The organism is Vibrio sp. 397, from assembly GCF_033339395.1.
In the GTDB taxonomy this organism is placed as follows: domain Bacteria; phylum Pseudomonadota; class Gammaproteobacteria; order Enterobacterales; family Vibrionaceae; genus Vibrio; species Vibrio alginolyticus.
In genome coordinates, this window is sequence record NZ_JAWOUN010000001.1 from 603925 (window position 1) to 625327 (window position 21403).

16 protein-coding genes are annotated in these 21403 nt (G+C 44.1%); 8 read left to right on the top strand and 8 right to left on the bottom strand.

Translation table 11 applies throughout. The features are described from left to right. Positions 1 to 81: 81 nt before the first annotated feature. Together R7P36_RS02710 and miaE are read left to right on the top strand one after the other, a co-directional pair. Complete coding sequence (locus R7P36_RS02710) at positions 82 to 846, top strand: DNA repair protein (protein WP_213899666.1); 765 nt, start codon at positions 82 to 84, stop codon at positions 844 to 846. A 97-nt stretch (positions 847 to 943) separates the two neighbouring features. Continuing rightward, positions 944 to 1714, top strand: coding sequence for a tRNA isopentenyl-2-thiomethyl-A-37 hydroxylase MiaE (gene miaE / locus R7P36_RS02715; RefSeq protein ID WP_047100806.1), 771 nt, complete (start codon positions 944 to 946; stop codon positions 1712 to 1714). Between the two features lie 125 nt (positions 1715 to 1839). Here miaE and R7P36_RS02720 read toward each other — a convergent pair whose 3' ends face one another. Together R7P36_RS02720 and R7P36_RS02725 are read right to left on the bottom strand one after the other, a co-directional pair. After that, on the bottom strand, positions 1840 to 3468 hold the full coding sequence (locus R7P36_RS02720) for a methyl-accepting chemotaxis protein (RefSeq protein ID WP_213899667.1): 1629 nt from the start codon (positions 3466 to 3468) through the stop codon (positions 1840 to 1842). Positions 3469 to 3622: 154 nt separating this feature from the next. Then, positions 3623 to 3889 carry a hypothetical protein gene (locus R7P36_RS02725; protein ID WP_025766895.1) on the bottom strand — a complete coding sequence of 89 codons (267 nt, stop codon included), beginning with the start codon at positions 3887 to 3889 and terminating at the stop codon, positions 3623 to 3625. Between the two features lie 291 nt (positions 3890 to 4180). On the opposite strand from R7P36_RS02725, the gene R7P36_RS02730 reads away from it, so the two are divergent. Both R7P36_RS02730 and R7P36_RS02735 read left to right on the top strand, forming a co-directional pair. Continuing rightward, positions 4181 to 5509, top strand: a complete 1329-nt coding sequence (locus tag R7P36_RS02730) for a sphingomyelin phosphodiesterase (protein ID WP_213899668.1) — start codon at positions 4181 to 4183, stop codon at positions 5507 to 5509. Next, complete coding sequence (locus tag R7P36_RS02735; RefSeq protein WP_213868360.1) at positions 5506 to 6462, top strand: ATP-dependent dsDNA exonuclease; 957 nt, start codon at positions 5506 to 5508, stop codon at positions 6460 to 6462. The genes R7P36_RS02730 and R7P36_RS02735 overlap by 4 nt, the downstream gene beginning before the upstream one ends. An 84-nt stretch (positions 6463 to 6546) precedes the next feature. On the opposite strand, the gene trpS is transcribed toward R7P36_RS02735, so the two are convergent. Continuing rightward, positions 6547 to 7569 carry a tryptophan--tRNA ligase gene (gene trpS, locus R7P36_RS02740; protein ID WP_213868359.1) on the bottom strand — a complete coding sequence of 341 codons (1023 nt, stop codon included), beginning with the start codon at positions 7567 to 7569 and terminating at the stop codon, positions 6547 to 6549. Between the two features lie 601 nt (positions 7570 to 8170). On the opposite strand from trpS, the gene R7P36_RS02745 reads away from it, so the two are divergent. Then, on the top strand, positions 8171 to 9127 hold the full coding sequence (locus R7P36_RS02745) for an AEC family transporter (protein WP_213896146.1): 957 nt from the start codon (positions 8171 to 8173) through the stop codon (positions 9125 to 9127). A gap of 44 nt (positions 9128 to 9171) precedes the next feature. Here R7P36_RS02745 and R7P36_RS02750 read toward each other — a convergent pair whose 3' ends face one another. The 4 genes from R7P36_RS02750 to R7P36_RS02765 all read right to left on the bottom strand — a co-directional run bounded on the left by R7P36_RS02750 (position 9172) and on the right by R7P36_RS02765 (position 16222). Continuing rightward, a complete protein-coding gene (locus tag R7P36_RS02750; protein ID WP_017635039.1) occupies positions 9172 to 9627 on the bottom strand; it encodes a MarR family winged helix-turn-helix transcriptional regulator in 456 nt (151 codons plus the stop codon). Positions 9628 to 9814: 187 nt separating this feature from the next. Next, entirely contained in the window at positions 9815 to 12976 is a 3162-nt protein-coding gene (locus R7P36_RS02755) for an efflux RND transporter permease subunit (RefSeq protein WP_213899669.1), read from the bottom strand. A 2-nt stretch (positions 12977 to 12978) separates the two neighbouring features. Continuing rightward, on the bottom strand, positions 12979 to 14118 hold the full coding sequence (locus tag R7P36_RS02760) for an efflux RND transporter periplasmic adaptor subunit (RefSeq protein ID WP_017635040.1): 1140 nt from the start codon (positions 14116 to 14118) through the stop codon (positions 12979 to 12981). A gap of 466 nt (positions 14119 to 14584) precedes the next feature. Further along, the gene (locus tag R7P36_RS02765; protein WP_213899670.1) at positions 14585 to 16222 is read right to left on the bottom strand and encodes a methyl-accepting chemotaxis protein; all 1638 of its coding nucleotides are present in this window, start codon (positions 16220 to 16222) and stop codon (positions 14585 to 14587) included. A 774-nt stretch (positions 16223 to 16996) separates the two neighbouring features. On the opposite strand from R7P36_RS02765, the gene R7P36_RS02770 reads away from it, so the two are divergent. Then, on the top strand, positions 16997 to 17986 hold the full coding sequence (locus tag R7P36_RS02770; RefSeq protein ID WP_017820055.1) for a Solitary outer membrane autotransporter beta-barrel domain: 990 nt from the start codon (positions 16997 to 16999) through the stop codon (positions 17984 to 17986). A 5-nt stretch (positions 17987 to 17991) separates the two neighbouring features. Here the strand turns inward: R7P36_RS02770 and R7P36_RS02775 are convergent, their stop codons facing one another. Then, positions 17992 to 18240, bottom strand: coding sequence for a hypothetical protein (locus R7P36_RS02775; protein ID WP_005378271.1), 249 nt, complete (start codon positions 18238 to 18240; stop codon positions 17992 to 17994). Between the two features lie 816 nt (positions 18241 to 19056). Between R7P36_RS02775 and R7P36_RS02780 the strand changes: the two genes are divergently transcribed. Further along, a complete protein-coding gene (locus R7P36_RS02780; RefSeq protein WP_318122007.1) occupies positions 19057 to 20388 on the top strand; it encodes a cytochrome ubiquinol oxidase subunit I in 1332 nt (443 codons plus the stop codon). Between the two features lie 2 nt (positions 20389 to 20390). Next, complete coding sequence (locus tag R7P36_RS02785) at positions 20391 to 21383, top strand: cytochrome d ubiquinol oxidase subunit II (protein WP_213899671.1); 993 nt, start codon at positions 20391 to 20393, stop codon at positions 21381 to 21383. Positions 21384 to 21403: the final 20 nt, after the last annotated feature.

Genomic DNA, 21403 nt, shown 5'->3' on the forward strand with positions numbered 1-21403 from the left:
CAAACAAATAAGGTGCCGAGTAAGATAAGATTCATGTATTCTTTAACGCTAGCCGCAGAAAAGTAAAGCAGACGCAAAGATATGAATATTGGTTTAATAATCGCTTTGGTAGCCATCCTACTGGTGTTAATCCTAGGCTATAACATTATGTTGCAATATAAGGTTAAAGTTGAAACCGCAAAAAGGCAGGAATCAGCGCGATATGTAGCCTTGATAGATGGTACTGAAGAGTTGATTGGTCATGCGCACCATATCCCTTTTAGTAAAGAGCTGTTGCTGTGTCTAAACAATCGTATTCTTGACGCGCTAGAGAGCATGCATGAGCTGGATCCGAAGAACAAGCAACTTGCTCAACGTATCGAAAATATGAAGCAGCAGATTACGCAGCTAAAAGAGAATGGTCCTACTGGCGAGAGTACCACTTTCAAGATGCCGAGTAGTGATAAACAAGCTATCATCATGCTTAAGCTGGTTAAACGACTTCGCGACACTATCCGTAACGAGCACAACAAAGGCCGATTGGATACCCAGACTTACGTCACCGAAAATGCGCGCTTGGAAACGATGCAAATTCGCATCAACATTGAAAATGTCATCAAAAGAGCAAACGACTCTATCGCTCGTGGCCAACCAGGCACCGCGCTTCAACTGCTGCGTAAAGGTATCGATGCTTTGAGCACTAAGAGCGATCCTTATTCTATTCAAGCGAAACAAAAGCTTGAAGAGATGTTAGGTGACTTAGATAAAAAGCGCCAAGATAAAAGCGATGCCGAAATGCAGCAGATTGCTGACAAAGAGCGTGACAATGACATGGAAGCTCTCTTCGGCGAGAAGAAAAAGTGGTAACATTCACTTCAGGTCAAAAAAGGCTGCAATTGCAGCCTTTTTTCTATCCGCAAGACAACGGATATGCCCAATAAAAATGTGAAGTACTAAAACTAAAATGATGAATCTAGACGCCTATCAAGATCTTCTTGCTCCCATTAACCAATTTCTGCAATGCAGTACACCTGATGAATGGGTAGAGGAAGCAAAGAAACCAGAGAACCTTCAAACCATTTTGTTAGACCACCTACTGTGCGAACTAAAAGCTGGCCAATCTGCCATGTTTTTAATTCGTAAGTATGCCGTTGATCAATCCAGTTCACATGCTCTACTTGACTGGTTTAAGCCCTACGAAGATTTTGCTTACCGTAACGTAGGCTCATTGGAAACTTTAAAAGGCAAGAGCAATATTTCTAAGGCAATCATGGCTAAGTCCGACTCACCATATAGCCAAGATTTGATCGATAAGATGGTGCTTTTGATAAAAGAGGAGTTACACCACTTTTATCAAGTTTTAGAGATCATGGAAAGTCGTGGAATTGAGTACAAAAATATTCCAGCAAGTCGTTATGCTAAAGGACTGATTTCGCATATGAAGACTCATGAGCCGGAAACGCTGATCGATAAACTCATCATTGGTGCGTACATCGAAGCTCGATCTTGTGAGCGTTTTGCCAAACTAGCACCACATATGGATGACGATATCGCAAAGTTCTACATTTCTTTATTACGTTCAGAAGCACGCCATTACCAGGATTATCTTGTATTAGCGGAGCAAATCGCAGGCAAAGATATCAGCGAGCGCATCGCCTACTTTGGACGTATAGAGGCAGATTTAATTTCTACGCCAGATACAGATTTTAAGTTTCACAGTGGTATCCCAGCCTAGCGAGCATATTCTCCCAAGGTTGAGCATACTCTGAACTTATATAGACAGAGAATAAATAAGCCGGACATTTCGTCCGGCTTATTTATTGTAGCAATGAGGTTAGGAATAAAGCTGAAACACAACAACTAGAGCTGGAATGAACCCATTCGAGTTTTCAAGTTGTGCGCCAGGCTACTAATCTGCTGACAAGCCACAGCCGTTTGTGAAGCTCCCTCAGCCATCTCTGTTGAAGCACTATTAATATGCTCCACACTGCGATTCAGCTCTTCGGATACAGAATTCTGCTCACTGCACGCCGTTGCGATTTGTGTGCTCATTTGCGCTATGTTATCGACAGAATGTTCAATTTCTTTTATCTGGCTATCAGCGTCATTAACTTGCTCAACACACTGAGAAATACCCTCCTGACAATCACGGCTTGAATGCCCTATTTTACTGCTGCTCTCTTGTAGCTGATTAACAATTTCCACAATTTGTGAAGTGGAGTCTTGAGTGCGTTGCGCCAGAGAACGAACCTCATCTGCCACAACAGCAAACCCACGTCCTTGTTCACCAGCCCGAGCGGCTTCAATTGCGGCGTTCAGTGCTAACAAGTTTGTTTGCTCGGCAATCCCGCGGATCACATCGACGACCACATTGATATTGTTTGAGCTCGATTCAAGCTCACGTGCCAGTTCATCTGATTCTTGGATCGTATGTGATACACGCTCAATTACTGCGATAGTTTGTTGTAACGTCGCCGTTCCTTGCTTTGCCACTTCCGCAGCCGAATAAGCAGAGGTTGCGCCAACTTCGGTATTTTGTGCCACTTCACTTACAGCAGCTTGCATCTCTGTCATCGCAGAAGCCACCGAGCTAAGTTCAATTTGTTGATTTTGCATACCAGAGGCGGTCTGAGAAGAAATAGCACTCACTTCCTCTACTGCTGCCGTTAGCTGAATCGTTGAGTCATTAATCTCAGAAACCAGCGAATGTAAGTTTGTTTGCATACCGACAAGCTCTTTAAGCAACGTTCCTAACTCGTCTTTGCTCAATTCACTTTCGTCGATTTGATTATTCAATTGACCCTTGGCGATTTTAGAAGCGAATTCCAATGCTCGATCAACAGGCCCGCAAATGACTCGAGAAAGCAGCATGGCAGACATTACCATGACCAATGCGACGACGAGCGCACCAACAGCAGCGCTGTATTGTGTAAATGCCGCTTCACTTTGTACTTCTTCACCAATCAAATTCACCAACTCATCGTTCAACGCGAGGGTATCATCCAAGCTGCTCAACGCTTTTGAGTAGGTATCGAAACTCGATAAAATCACATCATTTGCACTTTCAGCATCACCTTGGCTTAGCAGTGCGTTGTAAGTCTTCGTTTCTTTGATGTATTGATTCCAAGTTTCTTTAAAAACGCTAAAAGACTGCGTTTCACGCTTATTAAGGTCGAGCTTTTCGTATTCTGCAATACCAGCCTGCACATCAGAACGCCATTGGTCGAGGCCTTTTAACCACTCACCAATTTTGGGGTGATTTGCGTTTGGCAATAAAGAGAACTCATCTTTACGCACTTTAGTAATATCAACTTGGATACCTTTCAAAATCTCAACAGAAGGTAAACTTTTATCTGTTAACACTGAGATGTCTTTATTCAGTGTTAACAAACCTTGCACCAACATTACTGACACTAAACCAAACACGGCAAAAACGGTTAAATAACTAACCGATATTTTCTTTACGACACTTAAGTCTTTAATACGCATGCACTTTCTCCCCGCAGCCTTTCCAAACCTCTCACTTAAGTGAAAGCTTAACCTCTAAAACACACTGTTTTTTCGCTCGATATCATTGAACGCTCTTATATACATCGGCTTGAGAGATCAAATCTTGACCAGTAATTGATAGTTTTATCACATGCTATTTTAGAGATAGGCTCGTATGCTCCTTATTGTGTCTACATCTTTTCATGAGCGCTTCTCGGCGCAGATCCAAGATCTCATCGATGAGCTTTTCTTTCGCGTTTATCCCAAAATGCTGGGCATAATTTTTTACTTTTGCTATCTCATTAGGCTGCAAGCGGTACACCTCTTTCTTTAAACGCGCTTCTGCTTCACTTCTAATCAGACCTTGCTCTTGTAACAATTTAATGATGGTTTCATCGGTTGGATTTACTGCTCTAGCCATGGTGCTCCATCTATCAATTTGAGTTCTAGCCATATGGCTAGATGAATGACGCCGCACAACTTATAGAGCAAAGATGACAGCTTGATTGCAGTGAATGCAATTCGTTGACTGTTGGTATTATTTTCCACCGCTTCAACGGCAACACACTCAATACCTCCACCCTCACCATTGAATAAAGATCACATTCTGATAACAATTTTCAACACTGGCTTAGATGTCATCCATATTTAACATGCAAGTAACATTTATAAACAAGAATGATTACTCTAGTTCAAATGATGGAAAAATAAGATGAAACTTTCGCAGTGGAGCCTTTTATTAAGTAGCTTGATAGCGTTACCCAGCATTGCAGATACCGACGTTTACCTAACGAATAACTCTGATCAACCGTTAACTATTCAAGTAAAACATGAAGGTAGTGATTTGCTTCAATACGGAGACGAGTGGCAACAACATGTGCAGGTACTTGGTCCGTGGGAAACTAAATCTGTATTAAGCTTCAACCGCTGGGAGGGCGTGAAATCAAATCAAACTTACCGTTTTGAAACGGTGGTTTCTAGCCCCGAAGGTGAAAGCATAACACTCAATCAAATAATGGAAGGCCATTGGTACAATTCGACCATTGAATACGGCTTATCCGCAGCCGATGTCGAGTTATCTCTCAAAGATGATCGTAACATTCATCGTGCCAACACTAACGCTTTTGGTACGAGAGAAACCGAACTGGCATTTAAGTCAGACAGTACCGCTCGATATGATGATCTTTACTACACCATCACGCCAAGCAAGGTAGCGAAGTCTGTCGACAACGAAGAACAAAACCTTAAGTTGATGACTTATAACATCTGGGCGTTGACGGCTATTGCATCGCACATTGGAGATCGTTACGAACTGATTCCTCAACATGTAAAAGGTTACGATGTTTTGGCGCTGCAAGAGGTGTTTGCCAGCGGTCGTGAAGCATTCTTACGTGAGTTAGCCAAGGAATATCCTTACCAAACAAAGATGTTAGATAAAGAAGGCGTTAATATTCATGATGGTGGCGTAATCATAGTTAGTCGCTACCCTATCGTGAACGAAGCGCAATATGTCTTTCCCGATTGCTCTGGTACAGACTGCTTTGCCGATAAAGGCGTAAATTATGCGGAAATAATTAAAGGTGGTCAGGCTTACCATGTGTTTGCTACCCATACCGCATCTTTCGATACAGACACCGCCCGTGAGTATCGTCAGCGCCAGTTCAAACAAATCCGCGCACTCGCCCAATCTCTTGACATTCCTTCAAGCGAAACTGTGGTATACAGCGGCGACTTTAACGTCAACAAAAGAAAGTTCCCTGGTGACTACCAACAAATGATCGCTAACTTAAGTGCCATAGAGCCTCACTACTCTGGTTACACGGAGTCAACCTTTGATCCCCGTATCAATAACTTCGCAGGTGAAGCGTTATCAGGTGGCGAAAACGTGGAATACCTTGACTATGTTATGGTGAGTAGTGAATACGGGGTGAAATCATTCAATGACAACCGTGTAGACGTGCCGCGCACAACCGCAGAGAGTTTATGGAAACACTATAACCTTTCTGACCATTTCCCAGTAAGCGCAACAATCAAGCCATGAAGAAAATCGCTTTGATAATCATGTCCGCCATTATGGCGGGCATGATATTTTTAACTTTCAGTCACGATGTTCAAAAAGAAGAGCTCGCTTCCTCTCCTTCCCCTAAGACAAAAAATCAGAGTGTCTCCAGTACATCACCACAAACAAGCAGCATCGTTCCCGATACAGATACTTCACCACAAACAGCTAAGCTCCCTTCCACAGTTCAAATAACGACTGAGCGATTAACTCAACTCAAAGGCAGGAAACTTGTCGCTGAACTTGAGACGTTTTGGCATGAGTGTATGTTGAACCGTAGTTGTGAAGAGCAGATCGCCTTGTTTGAGGCGCATTTATCTTTAGCTCGATTCCAGCTTTTGGCGAACTACCCTCAGCTCAGCAGCCAATGGCAAGAGAGTGTAGGAAATTTGTTATTTGATGAGCAACAATCACTGGCATCGCGTATTGCACAGCTGAAGAACGAAGCAAGAAGCATCTGGGGAGAATTGGCTGATGTTGTTTTCGCGGATGAGTTCGCGCTGTACGATTTCAACTTAGAAGCCCAAAAGCTGGACACTCAAAGCCCAGATAACTTTTTGCGAGCTTTCGAGCAACTCACCATTGACTGGCAAGAACATGCAGGTGCTATCGGGCTAACAAGCGACCAGGAAAAATATGAGCGTGCGGTCACCCTGATTCCTAATAGTATAAGCCTACCAGATCGCTTGGCGCTCATCGCAGAGCTAGAACGAACTTACTTAACGAAAGAAGAAACTAAAAACATTCATGCTCGTCAGCAGCAAATTACAGAACAAAAAAAACAAGTCAAAGATTACCAACAAGCATTACAACAACTTGAGTCCAAGCTAAGAACGCAAAGAGCTTCTAGCCATTCAAATTTGTCAGAACCGGAATGGCAAAGCTATTACCAACAAGAAGTCGCGGATTTTCGTCGTGAATTTTTTTCTTCTTAACAATGCGCTTTGACTGACTGGGAACTTAAAAAGGCACGTTGCTAACCAGCCGTCGTGCCTTATGTTCAACTCTCTACTTTTAATTCAGAACAAATTTAAACCAAATACATCTTTCACATCAAATAGCACTTTTTCGGTTTTCTCGCGAGAACGCTCACTACCTTGTTTTAAAATATCAATCAGCTGCGCTTTATCATTCAAATACATAGCGCGCTTTTCTCGAATAGGGCGAAGCATCTCTTGTAAGCATTCTTCTAACACTTTCTTGGTCAAACCATCACCTAATCCACCTCGTCGATAATGGTCTTTTAGCTGTTCGACATAATTTTTATCAGGATGAAAAGCATCGAGGTAGATGAATACAATATTCCCTTCGACTTGGCCAGGGTCCTCAATTTTCAGATGATTGGGATCGGTATACATAGATTTCACTGCCAAAGAAATCTCCTTTTCGGAGGCCCCTAAGTTGATTGCGTTCCCCATGCTTTTAGACATCTTATTTTTACCGTCAGTACTCGGCAAACGAGGTGCATCGCTGAGTAATGGACGGCATTCTCTAAGAACCTCTTTTCCACCCAGATGGTTTATTTTTCTCACGATTTCATTAGTTTGCTCCAACATCGGCAGCTGGTCATCACCCACTGGTACTAGCGTCGCATGAAACCCCGTAATATCAGCAGCTTGAGAAATTGGATACGTTAAAAAGCCTGCGGGAATAGAGCGTTCAAAGCCTTTACTTTGAATCTCATTTTTAACCGTGGGGTTTCGCTCTAATCGTGCGATAGAAACAAGATTACTGTAATACATTGTCAACTCGGCTAACGCTGGAATTTGGGACTGCAACGTGATCGTAGTTTGAGCGGGGTTGATACCAACAGCCAAATAATCTGCAACGACATTGAGAATATTAGAGGATACCTTTGATGGATTATGCGCGTTATCCGTCAACCCTTGCATGTCCGCGACCAAGATCGTTTGCTCGTGCTCCGTTTGCAATTTGACTCGTTGTTGCAATGAACCAATATAGTGCCCGAGGTGTAATGGACCTGTTGCTCGATCTCCGGTAAGTATAATTTCACGCTGAGATGTATTTTTATGGGTATTCATATTTGTCTCCAAGTATTTAATAGATCGCTACTGGAGATAAAAAGACCAAACACTCTTAGCTACCATCCAGCAGCTTAAGAATGTAAGTATTCCGCGCCGCTCTATTTAGAGCGCCACCAAGAGAAGGTTGTTAATGAAGGGCGAACGTGTATTTTCATGTTTTTTAAACTAACAGCACATACCGCAGAACTCAATCTGTTTTGTACTGAATTAGAGTGAGTGTTCCAACAGCCAATTAAGAGGATTACATTGGTAAAGACATCGCAATGACCAAAACCGCACCAAATACCGAACCAGAGACAAACGCACACAGTACAGTTTTGTTGTGTTTCCTTTTCATTGATGAACTCCTATCCATAACTACGATGACCAGCCCTCACATCTAATACGCATGTGGATGCATCACGACAACGAGTTAACCAACATATCTCACGTAGGACCAGTACCGCTTTGTTAAATTGGGACCTCGTCCATAACTTGGAGTGTAAATGACTCCGGAACCTACAACAGAAGAAAATTTCATCACGTTACTGTCCTACCCTCCGGGTTTGTGGCTTAATAGGCAACAGGAACACTTTTTTCTTTTGCTGCGGATACTTACATGGAAGCTGTTTTACATCAGTTGCAATTCTCTTTGTCGATAACCGGACCTATCTGTTTGATGTTGGTACTTGGCGTTCTTTTTAAGCGCTTTGGTCTAATCAACGATAATTTTATCGAAGTAGGATCTAAACTGGTGTTTCAAGTTACCTTGCCTGCAATGTTATTTGTCAGCATTGTGGCTTCAGAACACGACTTTTCCGCGGCAAGTGGATTCGTCAATTTCGGCGTCATCGCTAGTATTTCGTTTTTCATTTTCACCTACCTTTCCGTCAAACTTCTGTTCAAAGCATCGCCTGACCAAGGCGTTCTCATCCAAGGTGGGTTCCGAGCAAATACAGGTATTATTGGTATCGCTTACGTTGCCAATGCGTATGGTTCTCAAGGTGTGGCGCTAGCAGCGCTCTATGTCGCGGTCACCACATTTATTTATAACGTCCAAGCGGTAATTTGCTTATCGCCCAAGGGGGCAACGTCTGCCTCGCAAGCAGCAAAGATGATGGGCCGAACACTGACTAGGAATCCGCTCATAATCTCCATTGTTCTAGGAATGGCTTTTTATTTACTCGCTATTCCAGTACCGAATGTGGTTATTGACGCAGGAGACTACTTGTCCAAAATGACATTGCCTTTGGCGCTGTTGTGTACGGGTGGCTCACTTGACTTTAGCTTGATGAGAAAAGAGAAAGGTCCATCTTGGTTTGCGAGCAGTTACAAGCTCATCGTAGCGCCAGTCATCATCACCATGGGAGCTTACTTAGTAGGATTTCGAGGAATTGATCTAGGTATTCTTTTCTTTATGAACGCCTCTCCAGTCGCTGCTGCCAGCTATGTCATGGCGCGTTCCATGGGAGGCAATGCCACGTTAGCTGCAAATATCATCGCACTCACTACGGTGCTTTCTACCGTGACCTGTACGTTGGGCATCCTATTTCTTAAGTTCTACAACTTAATATAATTGGCCAGCGATAAAATAAAGACGCTAGACGGCATTGATGTAAGTTACTGGTCGTGATTCGCAAAAGTGAGCTTTCTTACCAGACGAAAAAATTCACTCGCTTCAGATTCCGACAAACAAGAAAAAAACTCTTTCTGTAAATTCGTCATGATTTGATGAACTTGCTTTAAAGCATTTGCCCCCTCTTTTGTCATGCTTAGCATTTTAAGGCGCTGATTCGATTTACTTTTAGAAACTTGAACAAACCCTCTCTTTTCCAGATTGTCCACCATCCGCTTTGCTACACTTCGCTCAGTTCGAACCGCATCAGCCAACGCTTGCTGGCTCATAGGTTGAAATTCTTCTAAAGCGGCCAGTGCACTTGCCATTTCTAGTGTCATCAAATTTTGCCGAGAGAGCTCGGCTTGGGCACGATTGCGGTACATGCGCTGCATCACACCGCAGACAAACATAGGGCTTTGATCCAAAACGGAAATTGGGGAAATTTTCTGATCTTTCATCGTCGTTTTTCTTCTTTAGGCTTTCATTCGGTCGAAAAGGCTGTGCTGATACTGCACACAACACGCCGTCTTTCAGGCTCGCGTCATAGACGGTAACCACCAAGTGAAAACATAAAATAAAGAGCGCCGAAGCGCCCTTTAATCGTGTTAATTATCACTAGTATAACTCAGTTAAAACAACCAAGTCCTACTCGCTTTGCTGAGTGGGTTTAGTGCTGGTCTCAGACAACTCTGCCTCCGACTCTTTTCTCGCACGTCGATCAAACAATCGCTCAACCACTACAAAGAAGATTGGGACGAAGAATATACCCAATATCGTGGCACTGATCATGCCACCAAGTACGCCGGTACCTACTGCGTTTTGACCTGCCGATCCCACACCTGAACTGATAGCAAGTGGTACCACACCCAAACCAAAAGCAAGCGATGTCATGATAATTGGGCGCAGACGAACACGAACGGCATGCAGGGTTGCTTCGATAAGCCCAGCGCCTTTCTCATAGTAGTCCTTTGCAAACTCAACAATCAGAATCGCGTTTTTGGTTGCCAAGCCGACCGTCGTTAATAAACTCACCTGGAAGAATACATCGTTGTCCATACTTCGCGTCATTACCGCGAGCACAGCACCGAGCACACCAAGAGGCACAACTAACACCACGGCGAAAGGTACTGACCAACTTTCATACAAAGCGGCGAGAACTAAGAATACGACGAGGATAGACAGCGCATATAACATCGGCGCTTGGTTTCCGGAAAGGCGCTCTTCATACGAAATACCATTCCAGTTCACCGTGAAACCTTCTGGTAGCTTTTCTACCATTGCTTCAATTTCTTCCATGGCTTCACCAGTACTTACACCAGGAGCTGCACCGCCTTGAATATTCATTGCTGGCAAACCATCAAAGCGCTGCAAAAGAGGAGACCCATAGGTCCACTCGCCACTCGCAAAAGCAGAGAAAGGCACCATCTCTCCTTTAGCGTTGCGTACGTACCATGAATCGAAGTCTTTTGGCTGCATGCGGTATTCCGCATCACTTTGCACCATCACTTTCTTCACACGACCGCGATCAATATAATCGTTAATGTAAGCTCCGCCCCATGCAGCTGACAGGATTTGGTTTACGTCATTGATACTGACATCCAAAGCACGAAGTTTGACGTGGTCAATGTTCACTTTGTACATTGGCGCATCTGCCTGACCGTTTGGACGAACACCGACAAGTTTCGGGTTTTGTGCTGCCATGCCCAGAAGTTGTCCTTGAGCCGCAACTAATGCATCGTGCCCTTTATTCAACGAGTCTTGGAGATAGAAATCGAAACCTGTCGAGTTACCTAGCTCTTGAATCGCTGGAGGGGCGAACGCAAACACCAAAGCTTCTTTAATGGTAGAGAAGTACCCCATCGCTCGGCCCGTAATGGAAGCCGCATCAGCGCCAGGCGCTTCACGCTCAGACCAATCTTTCAGGCCGATAAATGCCATCCCCATGTTTTGGCCTTGACCTGCGAAACTAAATCCAGCAACGGAGAAGACAGATTTTACATTGTCTTTTTCGTCTACTAGGTAAAAGTCACGCATTTTCTCAAGTGTTTTTTCCGTCTGTTCTTGTGTTGAGTTAGGCGGCAAAATGGCCATTGAGAATACCGTGCCTTGGTCTTCATCTGGCAAAAATGACGTCGGAAGGTTCATAAATAACCAGCCAGCACCTGCACTCATTGCCAAAAATACAACCAACATGCGACCTGTGCGTTTTAGAAGTTTAGCAACACCGGTTTCATAGCCAGCTGTCATCGCATCAAACTTGCGGTTAAACCAGCCAAAGAAGCCTCTCTTTTCTAGAAGCTCAGCATCGCCTTTTTTCAGCAACGTAGCACACAATGCTGGAGTCAGAATTATCGCAACCAAAACGGAAAGCGTCATAGCCGCCACAATAGTTATCGAAAACTGACGGTAAATAACCCCGGTAGAACCAGACATAAACGCCATAGGGACGAATACCGCTGAAAGCGTCAATCCCACACCAATCAGGGCACCAGTGATCTGCCCCATCGATTTTTTGGTCGCTTCTTTGGGCTCCAACCCATCTTCATGCATCACACGCTCGACGTTTTCCACCACAACGATGGCATCATCCACCAGCAAACCGATAGCCAGAACCATCGCGAACATGGTTAACGTGTTTACGCTAAATCCAGTCGCGTACAAAATAGCGAAGGTTCCGAGCAATACGACAGGCACTGCGATCGTTGGAATGATCGTCGCACGGAAGTTCTGCAAGAACAGGTACATGATTAAGAACACAAGAAGAATAGCTTCTAATAGCGTTTTAACCACTTCTTGAATCGAGGCTTTGACGAATGGCGTTGTTTCAAATGGGTAAGCAATCTGCAACCCTTCTGGGAACGTTGCACTCAGTTGTTCTAAGCGCTCTTTTACCGCATTGGCTGTCTCAAGCGCGTTTGCGCCAGTACCTAATGAAATACCTAACCCCGATGCTGGGAAGCCATTATATTGGCCTCGAATATCATAACTTTCTGCACCACGCTCAACGCGAGCTACATCTTTCAAATAAACATTCGAACCACTGGCGTCGGACTTAAGAATGATGTCTTGGAACTCTTCTACACTGCTCAAACGACTTGCAGAAGAAATCGTAGCATTCAACAACTGACCCTCCTGCGCAGGTGCCGCACCAAGTTGACCTGAAGAAACTTGCGCGTTCTGTTCACTGATTGCATTTGCTACGTCGATCGCGGTCAAGTTGAACTGCGTAAGCTTAAAAGGGTCCAGCCAAACTCGCATTGCATACTGCGCACCAAACGCCTGCACTTGTCCTACGCCAGTTACACGACTTATCGGGTCTTGAATATTCGTTACAACAAAGTCGCCGATATCGTTTTCTGTAAAGTCAGGATCTTCAGAATAAACTGCGACAACCATGAGAAATGCCGTATTGGATTTATTGACGACAATACCTTGGTTTTGTACCTCCATCGGCAATGAAGTCAATGCCAATTGCAGTTTGTTCTGCACCTGTACTTGCGCGATATCAGGGTCAGCTTCGCTATCAAACGTCAGGGTAATTGTCGCATTACCAAATGCATCACTGCTCGATGATAGGTAGCGAAGGTAATCTAATCCTGTCATGTTTTGCTCGATAACCTGCGTTACCGAGTCTTCAACGGTTTTTGCTGATGCACCTGGATAGCGAGCACTGATGGTGATCGTCGTCGGTGAAATCGTTGGGTATTGCGAGACGGGTAAATTGAATAATGACATTACCCCCGCCAACATCGTTAGAATCGCGAGAACCCAAGCAAATACCGGACGATCGATAAAAAATCGTGCCATGATTACTCCTGTTCACCGTTTTGGATAGTTACCGAACTGCCTGGCCCTACCTTTTGTAAACCGGCGGTAATGACTTTATCACCCGCGTTCAAACCATCAATAATGCGCCATTGGCTATTGATCGCTTCGGCAGTCTTCACTGGTTTAGCTTCCACTTTGTTCTCGCCATTAACCGTCATCACTGTCGCTTTACCTGTCGCATCACGAGATACCGTATTTTGTGGTATTAGAATCGCATCAGGGTCGACACCAGTAATGACCGTCGCACGAACAAACATTCCAGGTAGCAACAAACCGTCAGGGTTTGGGAATTCGGCACGAAGCGTCACGCTGCCCGTACTTTCGTTCACATTGACCTCAGTAAATTTCATTGTGCCTTTGTGTTCGTAAGTGCTGCCATCTTCAAGCATCAATGTAACTTGCGCAGAGTCATCTTCTTGCATATGGCCTTGGGAGAGTGATGCTTTCAAACGCAGCAGTTGCGCGGATGATTGCACAATATCAACATTGATAGGGTCAAGCTGCTGAATGGTCGCTAATTTGGCAGCTTGGTTAGCCGTAACCAACGCACCCGCTGTCACACTCGATTTACCGATCACCCCGCTAATCGGAGCTTTGACTTGCGTATAATCTAAGTTGATTTTTGCTGTGTTGATCTTGGCTTTTGCGACTAGGACCTGCGCTTTCGCTTCTTTGTATGCCGCTTCTGCTTCATCCAAGTCTTGTTGGCTGATGGATTTTTTGGTGATCAAGGTTCTGTAACGCTTCACCGTGGCATAGGTCGACTCTGCCGCAGCTTGCGCACGGATTAATTCCGCTTCAGCGCTCAGCAAATCCGCCTGAAATGATGAATCATCAATTTGATATAGCGACTGTCCTTGTTCAACAAGGCCACCTTCAACAAAATTTCGCTCCGAAATAATGCCAGTGACTTGCGGACGAACTTCTGCTTCTTTGAATGCTCTGCTACGACCCGGCAACTCTACTGTCAATGCTTGGCGCGTTGGCTGCACTGTTAACACTTCTACTTCGGTTACGGGCGCAGGCCCCCCACCTTGGCTCGATCCTTCTTCGCTAGGTTGACATCCAACCACAAAAAGGCTCGACGCAATCAGCAGAGATAGCGTGGTTTTACGTCTCATTAATTTTTCTCTCTTATCTACCGACAAGCCTTCAAGATTCCTTATTAAAAGCTTCTAGAATGACTTAATAATGACTAATGGATGTATATCCAGAACAAATTAATTAGGATGATAAATACCCAGTGTTGTACATACAACAAAATTTACAGTTCTATACGCTTACGAAAAACGTTTATGGTAAAGGTGTTATGAAGTTCTCAAATTTGAAGATTTTGGGTTGGAAATCACATTTTCCTGTGTGCAATTGCAATGGTTAAAAAGCAGCAAAAGTGATGATAAAAGCATCATCACGCTGTACAGAGTTTGTTACCGCTGTCTAGGGTTATTTGCCCACTCTGGTATACGAACTAAAGTGAGAAAGGAATGTAAATATAGTCGAAATTTCACAAGTCAGGTTCGCCACTTATCTAAAAAATAACCCGCTAAGAAGCGGGTTATTTCGTCAGTGAGATTGCTGTTCTCAAGCTTATACTTTGAACTGACTGACCTGATGATCTAAACGTTGAGTTTGCTCTGACAACATGGCTAAAGAAGCTTGCGCTTGGTTTACGATTTCCACAATTGAAGTGCTACTGTCTGCAATGCCTTGTACGTTGCTATTTACTTCGTCACTTACTGTACTTTGCTGGCTCGCAGCCGTTGCAATGTGTGTATTCATCTCGTTCATACGTGAAATCGCGTTCAAGATTTCAGAAAGGGATTCACTCGCTCGGCCAGCGGACTTGATCGTTTCATCACTGCTATTTTGGCTACCGCGCATCACTTCTACAGCTTGTCCTGCACCAGATTGTAGCTTTTCAATCATGGTTTGGATTTCTCCCGTACTCTGTTGCGTACGACTGGCTAAAGAACGAACCTCGTCCGCTACCACAGCAAAGCCTCGCCCTTGCTCTCCAGCGCGAGCCGCTTCAATGGCTGCGTTAAGCGCTAATAAGTTTGTTTGCTCGGCAATACCACGAATTACATCCAGTACGGACGCAATGTTACTCACATCATGATCCAATGTGTTAATGACGTGGCTTGCGCTTTCGATTTCACTTGCGAGGCTACGAATTGAGCTAACCGTTTGATCCAAAATAACATTGGTATTGGTAAGTTCATCATTCGCTGTTTGGCTCGCAACCGCAGCTTCGTTAGCGCTATCGCTTACATTTCTGCTGGTGACTTGCATTTCATGCACTGCCGCCGCTACCGCCTCGCTATCTTTTTGCTGAGAAACGGTCGAATTCGCGATGGTCGTGGTCAACGAGCTAAGATTTGCCATTTCGTTACGTAAGGTATTTGAGCTTTCAATTACCTGAGCGACTGTCATTTGAATTTTGGACACAAACTGGTTAAATGCGTCTGCTAAATTGCCAATTTCGTCTTGTGTTTTTACATCGATTCGCTGACTTAGATCACCTTCACCGGACGCAATTTCTATCATCGCATTTTTAATATCATTGATAGGCTTCACAACCGTTTGCAACAACAAAAACGCCATCGCAATAGCGGCCAGAATAACAATCACAATGCCCGCTTCAAGAATGAGTTCTGCTCTTGTTGCAGCCGCTGATATTTCGTCCTTCAATTGGCTTTGCTTTTCTTCTATTGCATCTTTTACAACGTTAAGCTGCGCTCTAACCTCGATAAATTGGTCTTCAAAGGTATGTTTGTGCTCATTGTAGTAACCACGCCATTGAGATTGAGGTAAACGTAGCATCGCCTCATAACTTGCTAACCATTTTTCACCCAAAGAGACAAGCGTTCGAACTTCATTACCATGTGTAGAAGGCGTCACACCGGCTTGCGATAGCTCAATCATTTGTTCCATACGCGGCAGCGCTTTGTATGCGTTGTCTTTGTATTCACCGATGTGGTGATCAATATCGGTTTGAGTATCAGAAAGAGCAACACCTTGGATTGCAGATGTAGCTTGGTAAAGATCGCGGTAAGCATCCTCAATCGTTAATAAGTTCGGCACGATCTGTTCGTTGAGTGTCTCACTCAATTCAGATTGCTTCCAACTTGTCATAACGTTTAATACAGAGCTCACAATAAACAATCCAATAATCAATGACAGCGGAATCACTATCTTCTGCTTGATCGTTAAGTTCTGGAACATGAATAGACTCTCTTTATTTATGGTATACAAACTGCCGGAAATTATATCAAACAAATAGAGTATACTATTAGGTAAAAGAGGCTATTCAACATGAAATCTAATGACTTTTTGACAAGGGTTCTAATTTCAACAATTAGTTGATTTTATACAAAATTTAACAAAGAGATCTTTTCAAAAGATGCAAATTAAAATGCTCTTTCAAAACGAAAAATATGTAACAGAAAGTGAATTAAAAGGGACCACATTTTGAAGAATAGATCGACTCAATGATTTACTGAGAACACATACAAAACACAGTTCTTGGATTGAGCACCACCGCGGAATATGCAAAGGTCCGAACATTTCTTCTAAAGCTCAAAAAAACCATTGTTTATCTGACGTATTTAAGGGTACTCCTTGATGATGTTAGTCGTGATGTTGGCAGACAGGATGCTTACAAGTTTTCGAAGTTAACCAGTAGCACAGTGAACGATTCAGATTTTCTTGAGCGCCAAGGCAATAAAAAAGTTTGCTATTTTCCTCTCAAGAGACGCATTAAAGAAAATAATGCAACCTAGTCACAAAGTCTTGCTACATCTTCAGAAAAGAATGATGTTGCTAAACAAATCTGGTGCAGCATACACATTGAAGCTAAACTCGTTTAAGGAACTTTTTCATATCAATATGAGAAAACATAGATTTCTCAAAGTTACACCGACCATTCAACGATTAAACTAATGTTAGCGTACCGGTACGTCCAAAAACTCCATGCATGAACCATTTGAAAGAGCCAAAATGTTCCAACCCAACTTCGCCTCAGTGGAGTGGCGAGTAGTTTCGCTCGCTCTCCTACTCTCTCTTCCTAACACAGCTCAAGCGGATCCACTAGATAAGGAAATTAGCAACCTTCTCCAACAACGTTTTTCTATCGCGGTTTTGCTGTCCGACACTGACGCAATTGCGTTTGGTATTGGCGACTTTGATCCGAATGCATTATTTGATACCGCCAACCCAGAGTTCGGGACTGACGAGTCAATCAATGAACGTCGAAGCAAATCCGTATATGTTCTCCCTTACACGACTAACTTTGACATAGAGGGCAGCGAGGACTTACATGAGCTGTCGTTTAAGGCATTTACGATACAAACAGAGAATGATCTCAAACTATTCGGCACAAGTAAGGATCTTCTCAAGGAAAGGACATACGGTGCATCGATTGGTTATGGGTATCTATACAAAGCAAGTGAAAACGTCACCCTTAGCACCAGAACGACGACTCACCTTATGCGTTATAAAAACTCATTCTCTACCGATAATAAACTTTCATCCATCATTGGAAGAATCCTAGACGGCCGTGCCGTTAACGTTTCAGCATGGGCGGCAATAGTTCAACCATCCATTAAAGCCAAATACACGTCTCCCACAATTTGGGGGAAATGGCATGCCAGTTCGACATTGAATTCATTCATTGGGCACAGCTGGGGAAGCGCAAATAACGGCAATATAGGCAACCCTAAAGGTTGGTACCTATCTAATGAAATCACCGGTTACTACAATATTTATCACGGTGAGCAGGCTTTATTTACCGGGATTAAAAGAGTCGACCTTTCGCATGATTTAAGCGATGAACTGGGAAGTCCGCATTACTACGAAGCTTCTATAGGATGGCTATTTTATGCACCAAAGCCCTTTGATTGGTTGGACAATTTCGGCATAGGCGTTAACTTCAACTACGGCTCGACTCTCAGAGGCGGCAGCATTCAGCTTTACTACAACAAACAATAAAGCCGTCAATACAGGAACCAGTTGGTAGCATATATAACAAGAAGAACGAGAAGACACAAAAGGAATGGCAGAGTTAGCGTCTTCGCAAACTTTTTCATGAGACTTGGGTTATCAAACACCACACCTTCCGCTTCTCTTACCCTTCGCTCTTCGTCAAAATGCCATTTAATGGCTAAGTAGGCTCCTATCCCTAATACAATAAGCTTAAAAGCTCCAGCAAAGTAAGGAAAGAAATTAGCCCAACTGTCATTCATTATCCATCTCCATCAAATTCAATATCAGCTTTGCGGTGGCAGAATCCAAAATTCATGTAGAATGCCCCCCTCAAAGTCAGACTCTCTGGCTAGCGCCAGTCTACTGCTCGAGATAGCTGTCCACAACTCTCTTTACCATATCGGCATCTATTAATTATTTAATAAATAATAAGAAAGACACTAGCACACTTGCTGAAAAGTAAGTGTCAGTTTGGATTGAAACTCATCAGAAATCGAAAATGCTCCGCAGTCGACTTGTTGGTCTAGTGAAAGCCGAATTACCTAGCGCCAAATCGTTCGCTAGTATAAAAATGTAGCCTATCGCACTTCTGGTCGAGTGCTAACGAACTTATGATGCATATGTCATTAGCAGTGCAATTTTAAGTTTATCAATTAGCTAAAGTTTCCCACCTTAACTGCCAGTAAGTTTGCTGTGTTTGAGATGATCTCGACATGACTAGTGTATAAATAGTATGGAGGTTCAAAGTGAAGGCAAGGCAATTTTCCTTACTAAAAATATTGTTTTTGTAATTTTATTTCAGGATTATCGAAACCATCATAAGGATAATTCGAACTAATCTTAATCCATGCTCCTTCAGTTACATTTGCTTTCTTTTACTCACTTCTCGCGACTATTAGTGGCATTTTGAGACAATTTCCTACACTCCTTTCTTTCCCTTAGTTGATATAAATCATGGTTAGAAGAAAACAGAATCACCTGTATTTCTCGATACATGAATCCAAACTGCCCGACTTTTCGTAACTAAATTACAGATAGACACGATTTTTAGTATGGCACGTTTTTGAGGAACCAAGATGTTAGATACCCTCATGCTGTCGCGGATCCAGTTCGCGGCCAATATCAGCTTTCACATTCTCTTCCCGACCATAACCATCGCGTTGGCATGGATGTTGGTGTTTTTCAAGTGGCGATATAACCGCACCCAAGCCCCCGTATGGCTCGATGTTTATTACTTCTGGGTCAAGATATTCGCTCTTACTTTCGCCTTAGGTGTGGTATCCGGCATTACGATGAGTTTCCAGTTTGGTACCAACTGGCCAGGCTTTATGGAACGAGTCGGTAACGTAGCAGGACCATTGCTCGGATACGAAGTGATGACCGCCTTCTTTATGGAAGCCACCTTCCTTGGCGTGATGCTTTTTGGACGAGGAAGAGTGCCGGAATGGGTTCATACTCTCGCCACCGTTCTGGTTGCTGTTGGGACAAGTATGTCCGCGTTTTGGATTCTAGTGCTTAACAGCTGGATGCACACACCAAGTGGCTATGAAGTGATTGACGGAATTGTACATGTAACCAGTTGGAAGGAAGTTATTTTCAATCCTTCTTTACCTTACCGTCTTCTGCACACGCTATTAGCATCGGCGCTGACTGCCAGCTTCTTGATTGCGGGTATCTCAGCTTATCAAATAATGAAAAAGCCAGATCACCGCTCAGCCATACTTGGCCTAAAAGTCGCGCTGTTCGCGGCGGCTGGATTCATCCCAATTCAAATCTTTGTCGGTGACCTTCACGGGTTAAACACGCTTGAACATCAACCTGCAAAAATCGCAGCGATGGAAGGCGTGTGGGAGACCGAGCAAGGCGCGCCTCTTCTTCTGTTTGCGATGCCAAATGAAGAAACTCGCAGCAATGATTTTGAAGTGGGCATCCCAAAGCTGGCGAGTTTGATTCTTACGCATGACTTAGATGGGGAAATCCAAGGACTTAACGAGTTTGCACCTGACCACCCGCCAGTGAAGCCCTTGTTCTTTGGTTTCCGCGTGATGGTTGGTGTTGGTGTCCTTATGTTGCTTGTTAGCTGGTATGGCGCGGTGAAGCTAGCACGTAAAAAAGCGCTACCTAAACCTTACCTGTACACGGTATTAGCCATGACGTTCTCTGGTTGGATAGCCACACTGGCGGGTTGGTATGTTACTGAGATTGGTCGACAACCTTGGTTGGTCAGCGGTGTATTGCGAACATCCGAAGCCGTCACCACGGTTGCGAGCAGTAGCGTGATGACTTCGCTCATTATGTACTTAGCCATTTATGCTGCATTGCTGGTTGCGTACATCCATACCCTATTCTATTTGGCGCGCAAAGACGTTGCAGCCCATGAAGTCCCACTGACACAACAAGAGGCCTAATCATGCTCGACTATCTACCAGAAATTTATCTTCTGCTGCTTGGCTTCTCGGTCTTTATGTATGCCGTGCTCGACGGCTACGATCTTGGCGTCGGTATCCTTTTACCGAGTGATAATGAAGCGCAACGTGACCGAATGATAGCGTCTATCGGCCCTTTCTGGGATGCGAATGAAACGTGGTTGGTGTTAGCCGTCGGTATTCTGCTGATTGCCTTTCCTACTGCTCATAGCTTGATTTTGACGGAACTTTATATGCCGACCGCGATTATGCTTATCGCACTGATCATGCGTGGCGTGGCGTTCGACTTCCGAGCCAAAGCGAACTCGGATCATAAACCTCACTGGGATTGGTGCTTCAGAATTGGCTCGTTAGTCACCGCGCTAACCCAAGGCTACATGGTGGGTCGTTACATCATGGGATTTGAACAATCAACCGAAGCATTTGGCTTTGCTTGGTTAAGCGCACTTTGTGTAGCGGCGGCGTACGTTTACATCGGTGGCGCATGGTTAGTACTAAAAACGGAAGGTGATTTGCAAATACGCTCGGCCCGTTGGTCTCGCCGTGCTGGTTGGTTAGCAGCCTTAGGAATCTTGGTGGTTAGCGTTGTAAACCCAATTGTAAATCAACAAGTTGCCTTGCGTTGGCTCAGCTTCCCAGAAATCTTGTTGCTTGCCCCAGTTCCGTTAATTGTATTGGCAACCATCTTCCTAGTTGATCGCTATTTGCGTCAGGTTCCAATGGTGAATGATCTGGGTGTGCGCTGGCCTTTCTTTGGTGTCACTGTCATTTTCGCGTTGAGCTTTCTCGGGCTTGCGTATAGCTTCTTCCCAGAAGTTGTGCCGGGATTAATGACCGCACAACAAGCTGCCTCCTCGCCTGCGACGTTAATAATCGTGGGCTACGGTGTGATGATTGTTATGCCGGTGATATTGCTTTACACCTTTGTGGTATACCGGATCTTCAAAGGCAAAGCGACAGAACTTAGCTACAAGTAGGAAAGGGAATTCCTCAACAA

Excerpts from the sequence above, each read along its gene's own strand:
- R7P36_RS02710 (WP_213899666.1), top strand. The coding sequence starts at position 82 with ATGAATATTGGTTTAATAATCGCTTTGGTAGCCATCCTACTGGTGTTA.
- miaE (WP_047100806.1), top strand. The coding sequence starts at position 944 with ATGATGAATCTAGACGCCTATCAAGATCTTCTTGCTCCCATTAACCAA.
- R7P36_RS02720 (WP_213899667.1), bottom strand. The coding sequence starts at position 3,468 with ATGCGTATTAAAGACTTAAGTGTCGTAAAGAAAATATCGGTTAGTTAT.
- R7P36_RS02725 (WP_025766895.1), bottom strand. The coding sequence starts at position 3,889 with ATGGCTAGAGCAGTAAATCCAACCGATGAAACCATCATTAAATTGTTA.
- R7P36_RS02730 (WP_213899668.1), top strand. The coding sequence starts at position 4,181 with ATGAAACTTTCGCAGTGGAGCCTTTTATTAAGTAGCTTGATAGCGTTA.
- R7P36_RS02735 (WP_213868360.1), top strand. The coding sequence starts at position 5,506 with ATGAAGAAAATCGCTTTGATAATCATGTCCGCCATTATGGCGGGCATG.
- trpS (WP_213868359.1), bottom strand. The coding sequence starts at position 7,569 with ATGAATACCCATAAAAATACATCTCAGCGTGAAATTATACTTACCGGA.
- R7P36_RS02745 (WP_213896146.1), top strand. The coding sequence starts at position 8,171 with ATGGAAGCTGTTTTACATCAGTTGCAATTCTCTTTGTCGATAACCGGA.
- R7P36_RS02750 (WP_017635039.1), bottom strand. The coding sequence starts at position 9,627 with ATGAAAGATCAGAAAATTTCCCCAATTTCCGTTTTGGATCAAAGCCCT.
- R7P36_RS02755 (WP_213899669.1), bottom strand. The coding sequence starts at position 12,976 with ATGGCACGATTTTTTATCGATCGTCCGGTATTTGCTTGGGTTCTCGCG.
- R7P36_RS02760 (WP_017635040.1), bottom strand. The coding sequence starts at position 14,118 with ATGAGACGTAAAACCACGCTATCTCTGCTGATTGCGTCGAGCCTTTTT.
- R7P36_RS02765 (WP_213899670.1), bottom strand. The coding sequence starts at position 16,222 with ATGTTCCAGAACTTAACGATCAAGCAGAAGATAGTGATTCCGCTGTCA.
- R7P36_RS02770 (WP_017820055.1), top strand. The coding sequence starts at position 16,997 with ATGTTCCAACCCAACTTCGCCTCAGTGGAGTGGCGAGTAGTTTCGCTC.
- R7P36_RS02775 (WP_005378271.1), bottom strand. The coding sequence starts at position 18,240 with ATGAATGACAGTTGGGCTAATTTCTTTCCTTACTTTGCTGGAGCTTTT.
- R7P36_RS02780 (WP_318122007.1), top strand. The coding sequence starts at position 19,057 with ATGTTAGATACCCTCATGCTGTCGCGGATCCAGTTCGCGGCCAATATC.
- R7P36_RS02785 (WP_213899671.1), top strand. The coding sequence starts at position 20,391 with ATGCTCGACTATCTACCAGAAATTTATCTTCTGCTGCTTGGCTTCTCG.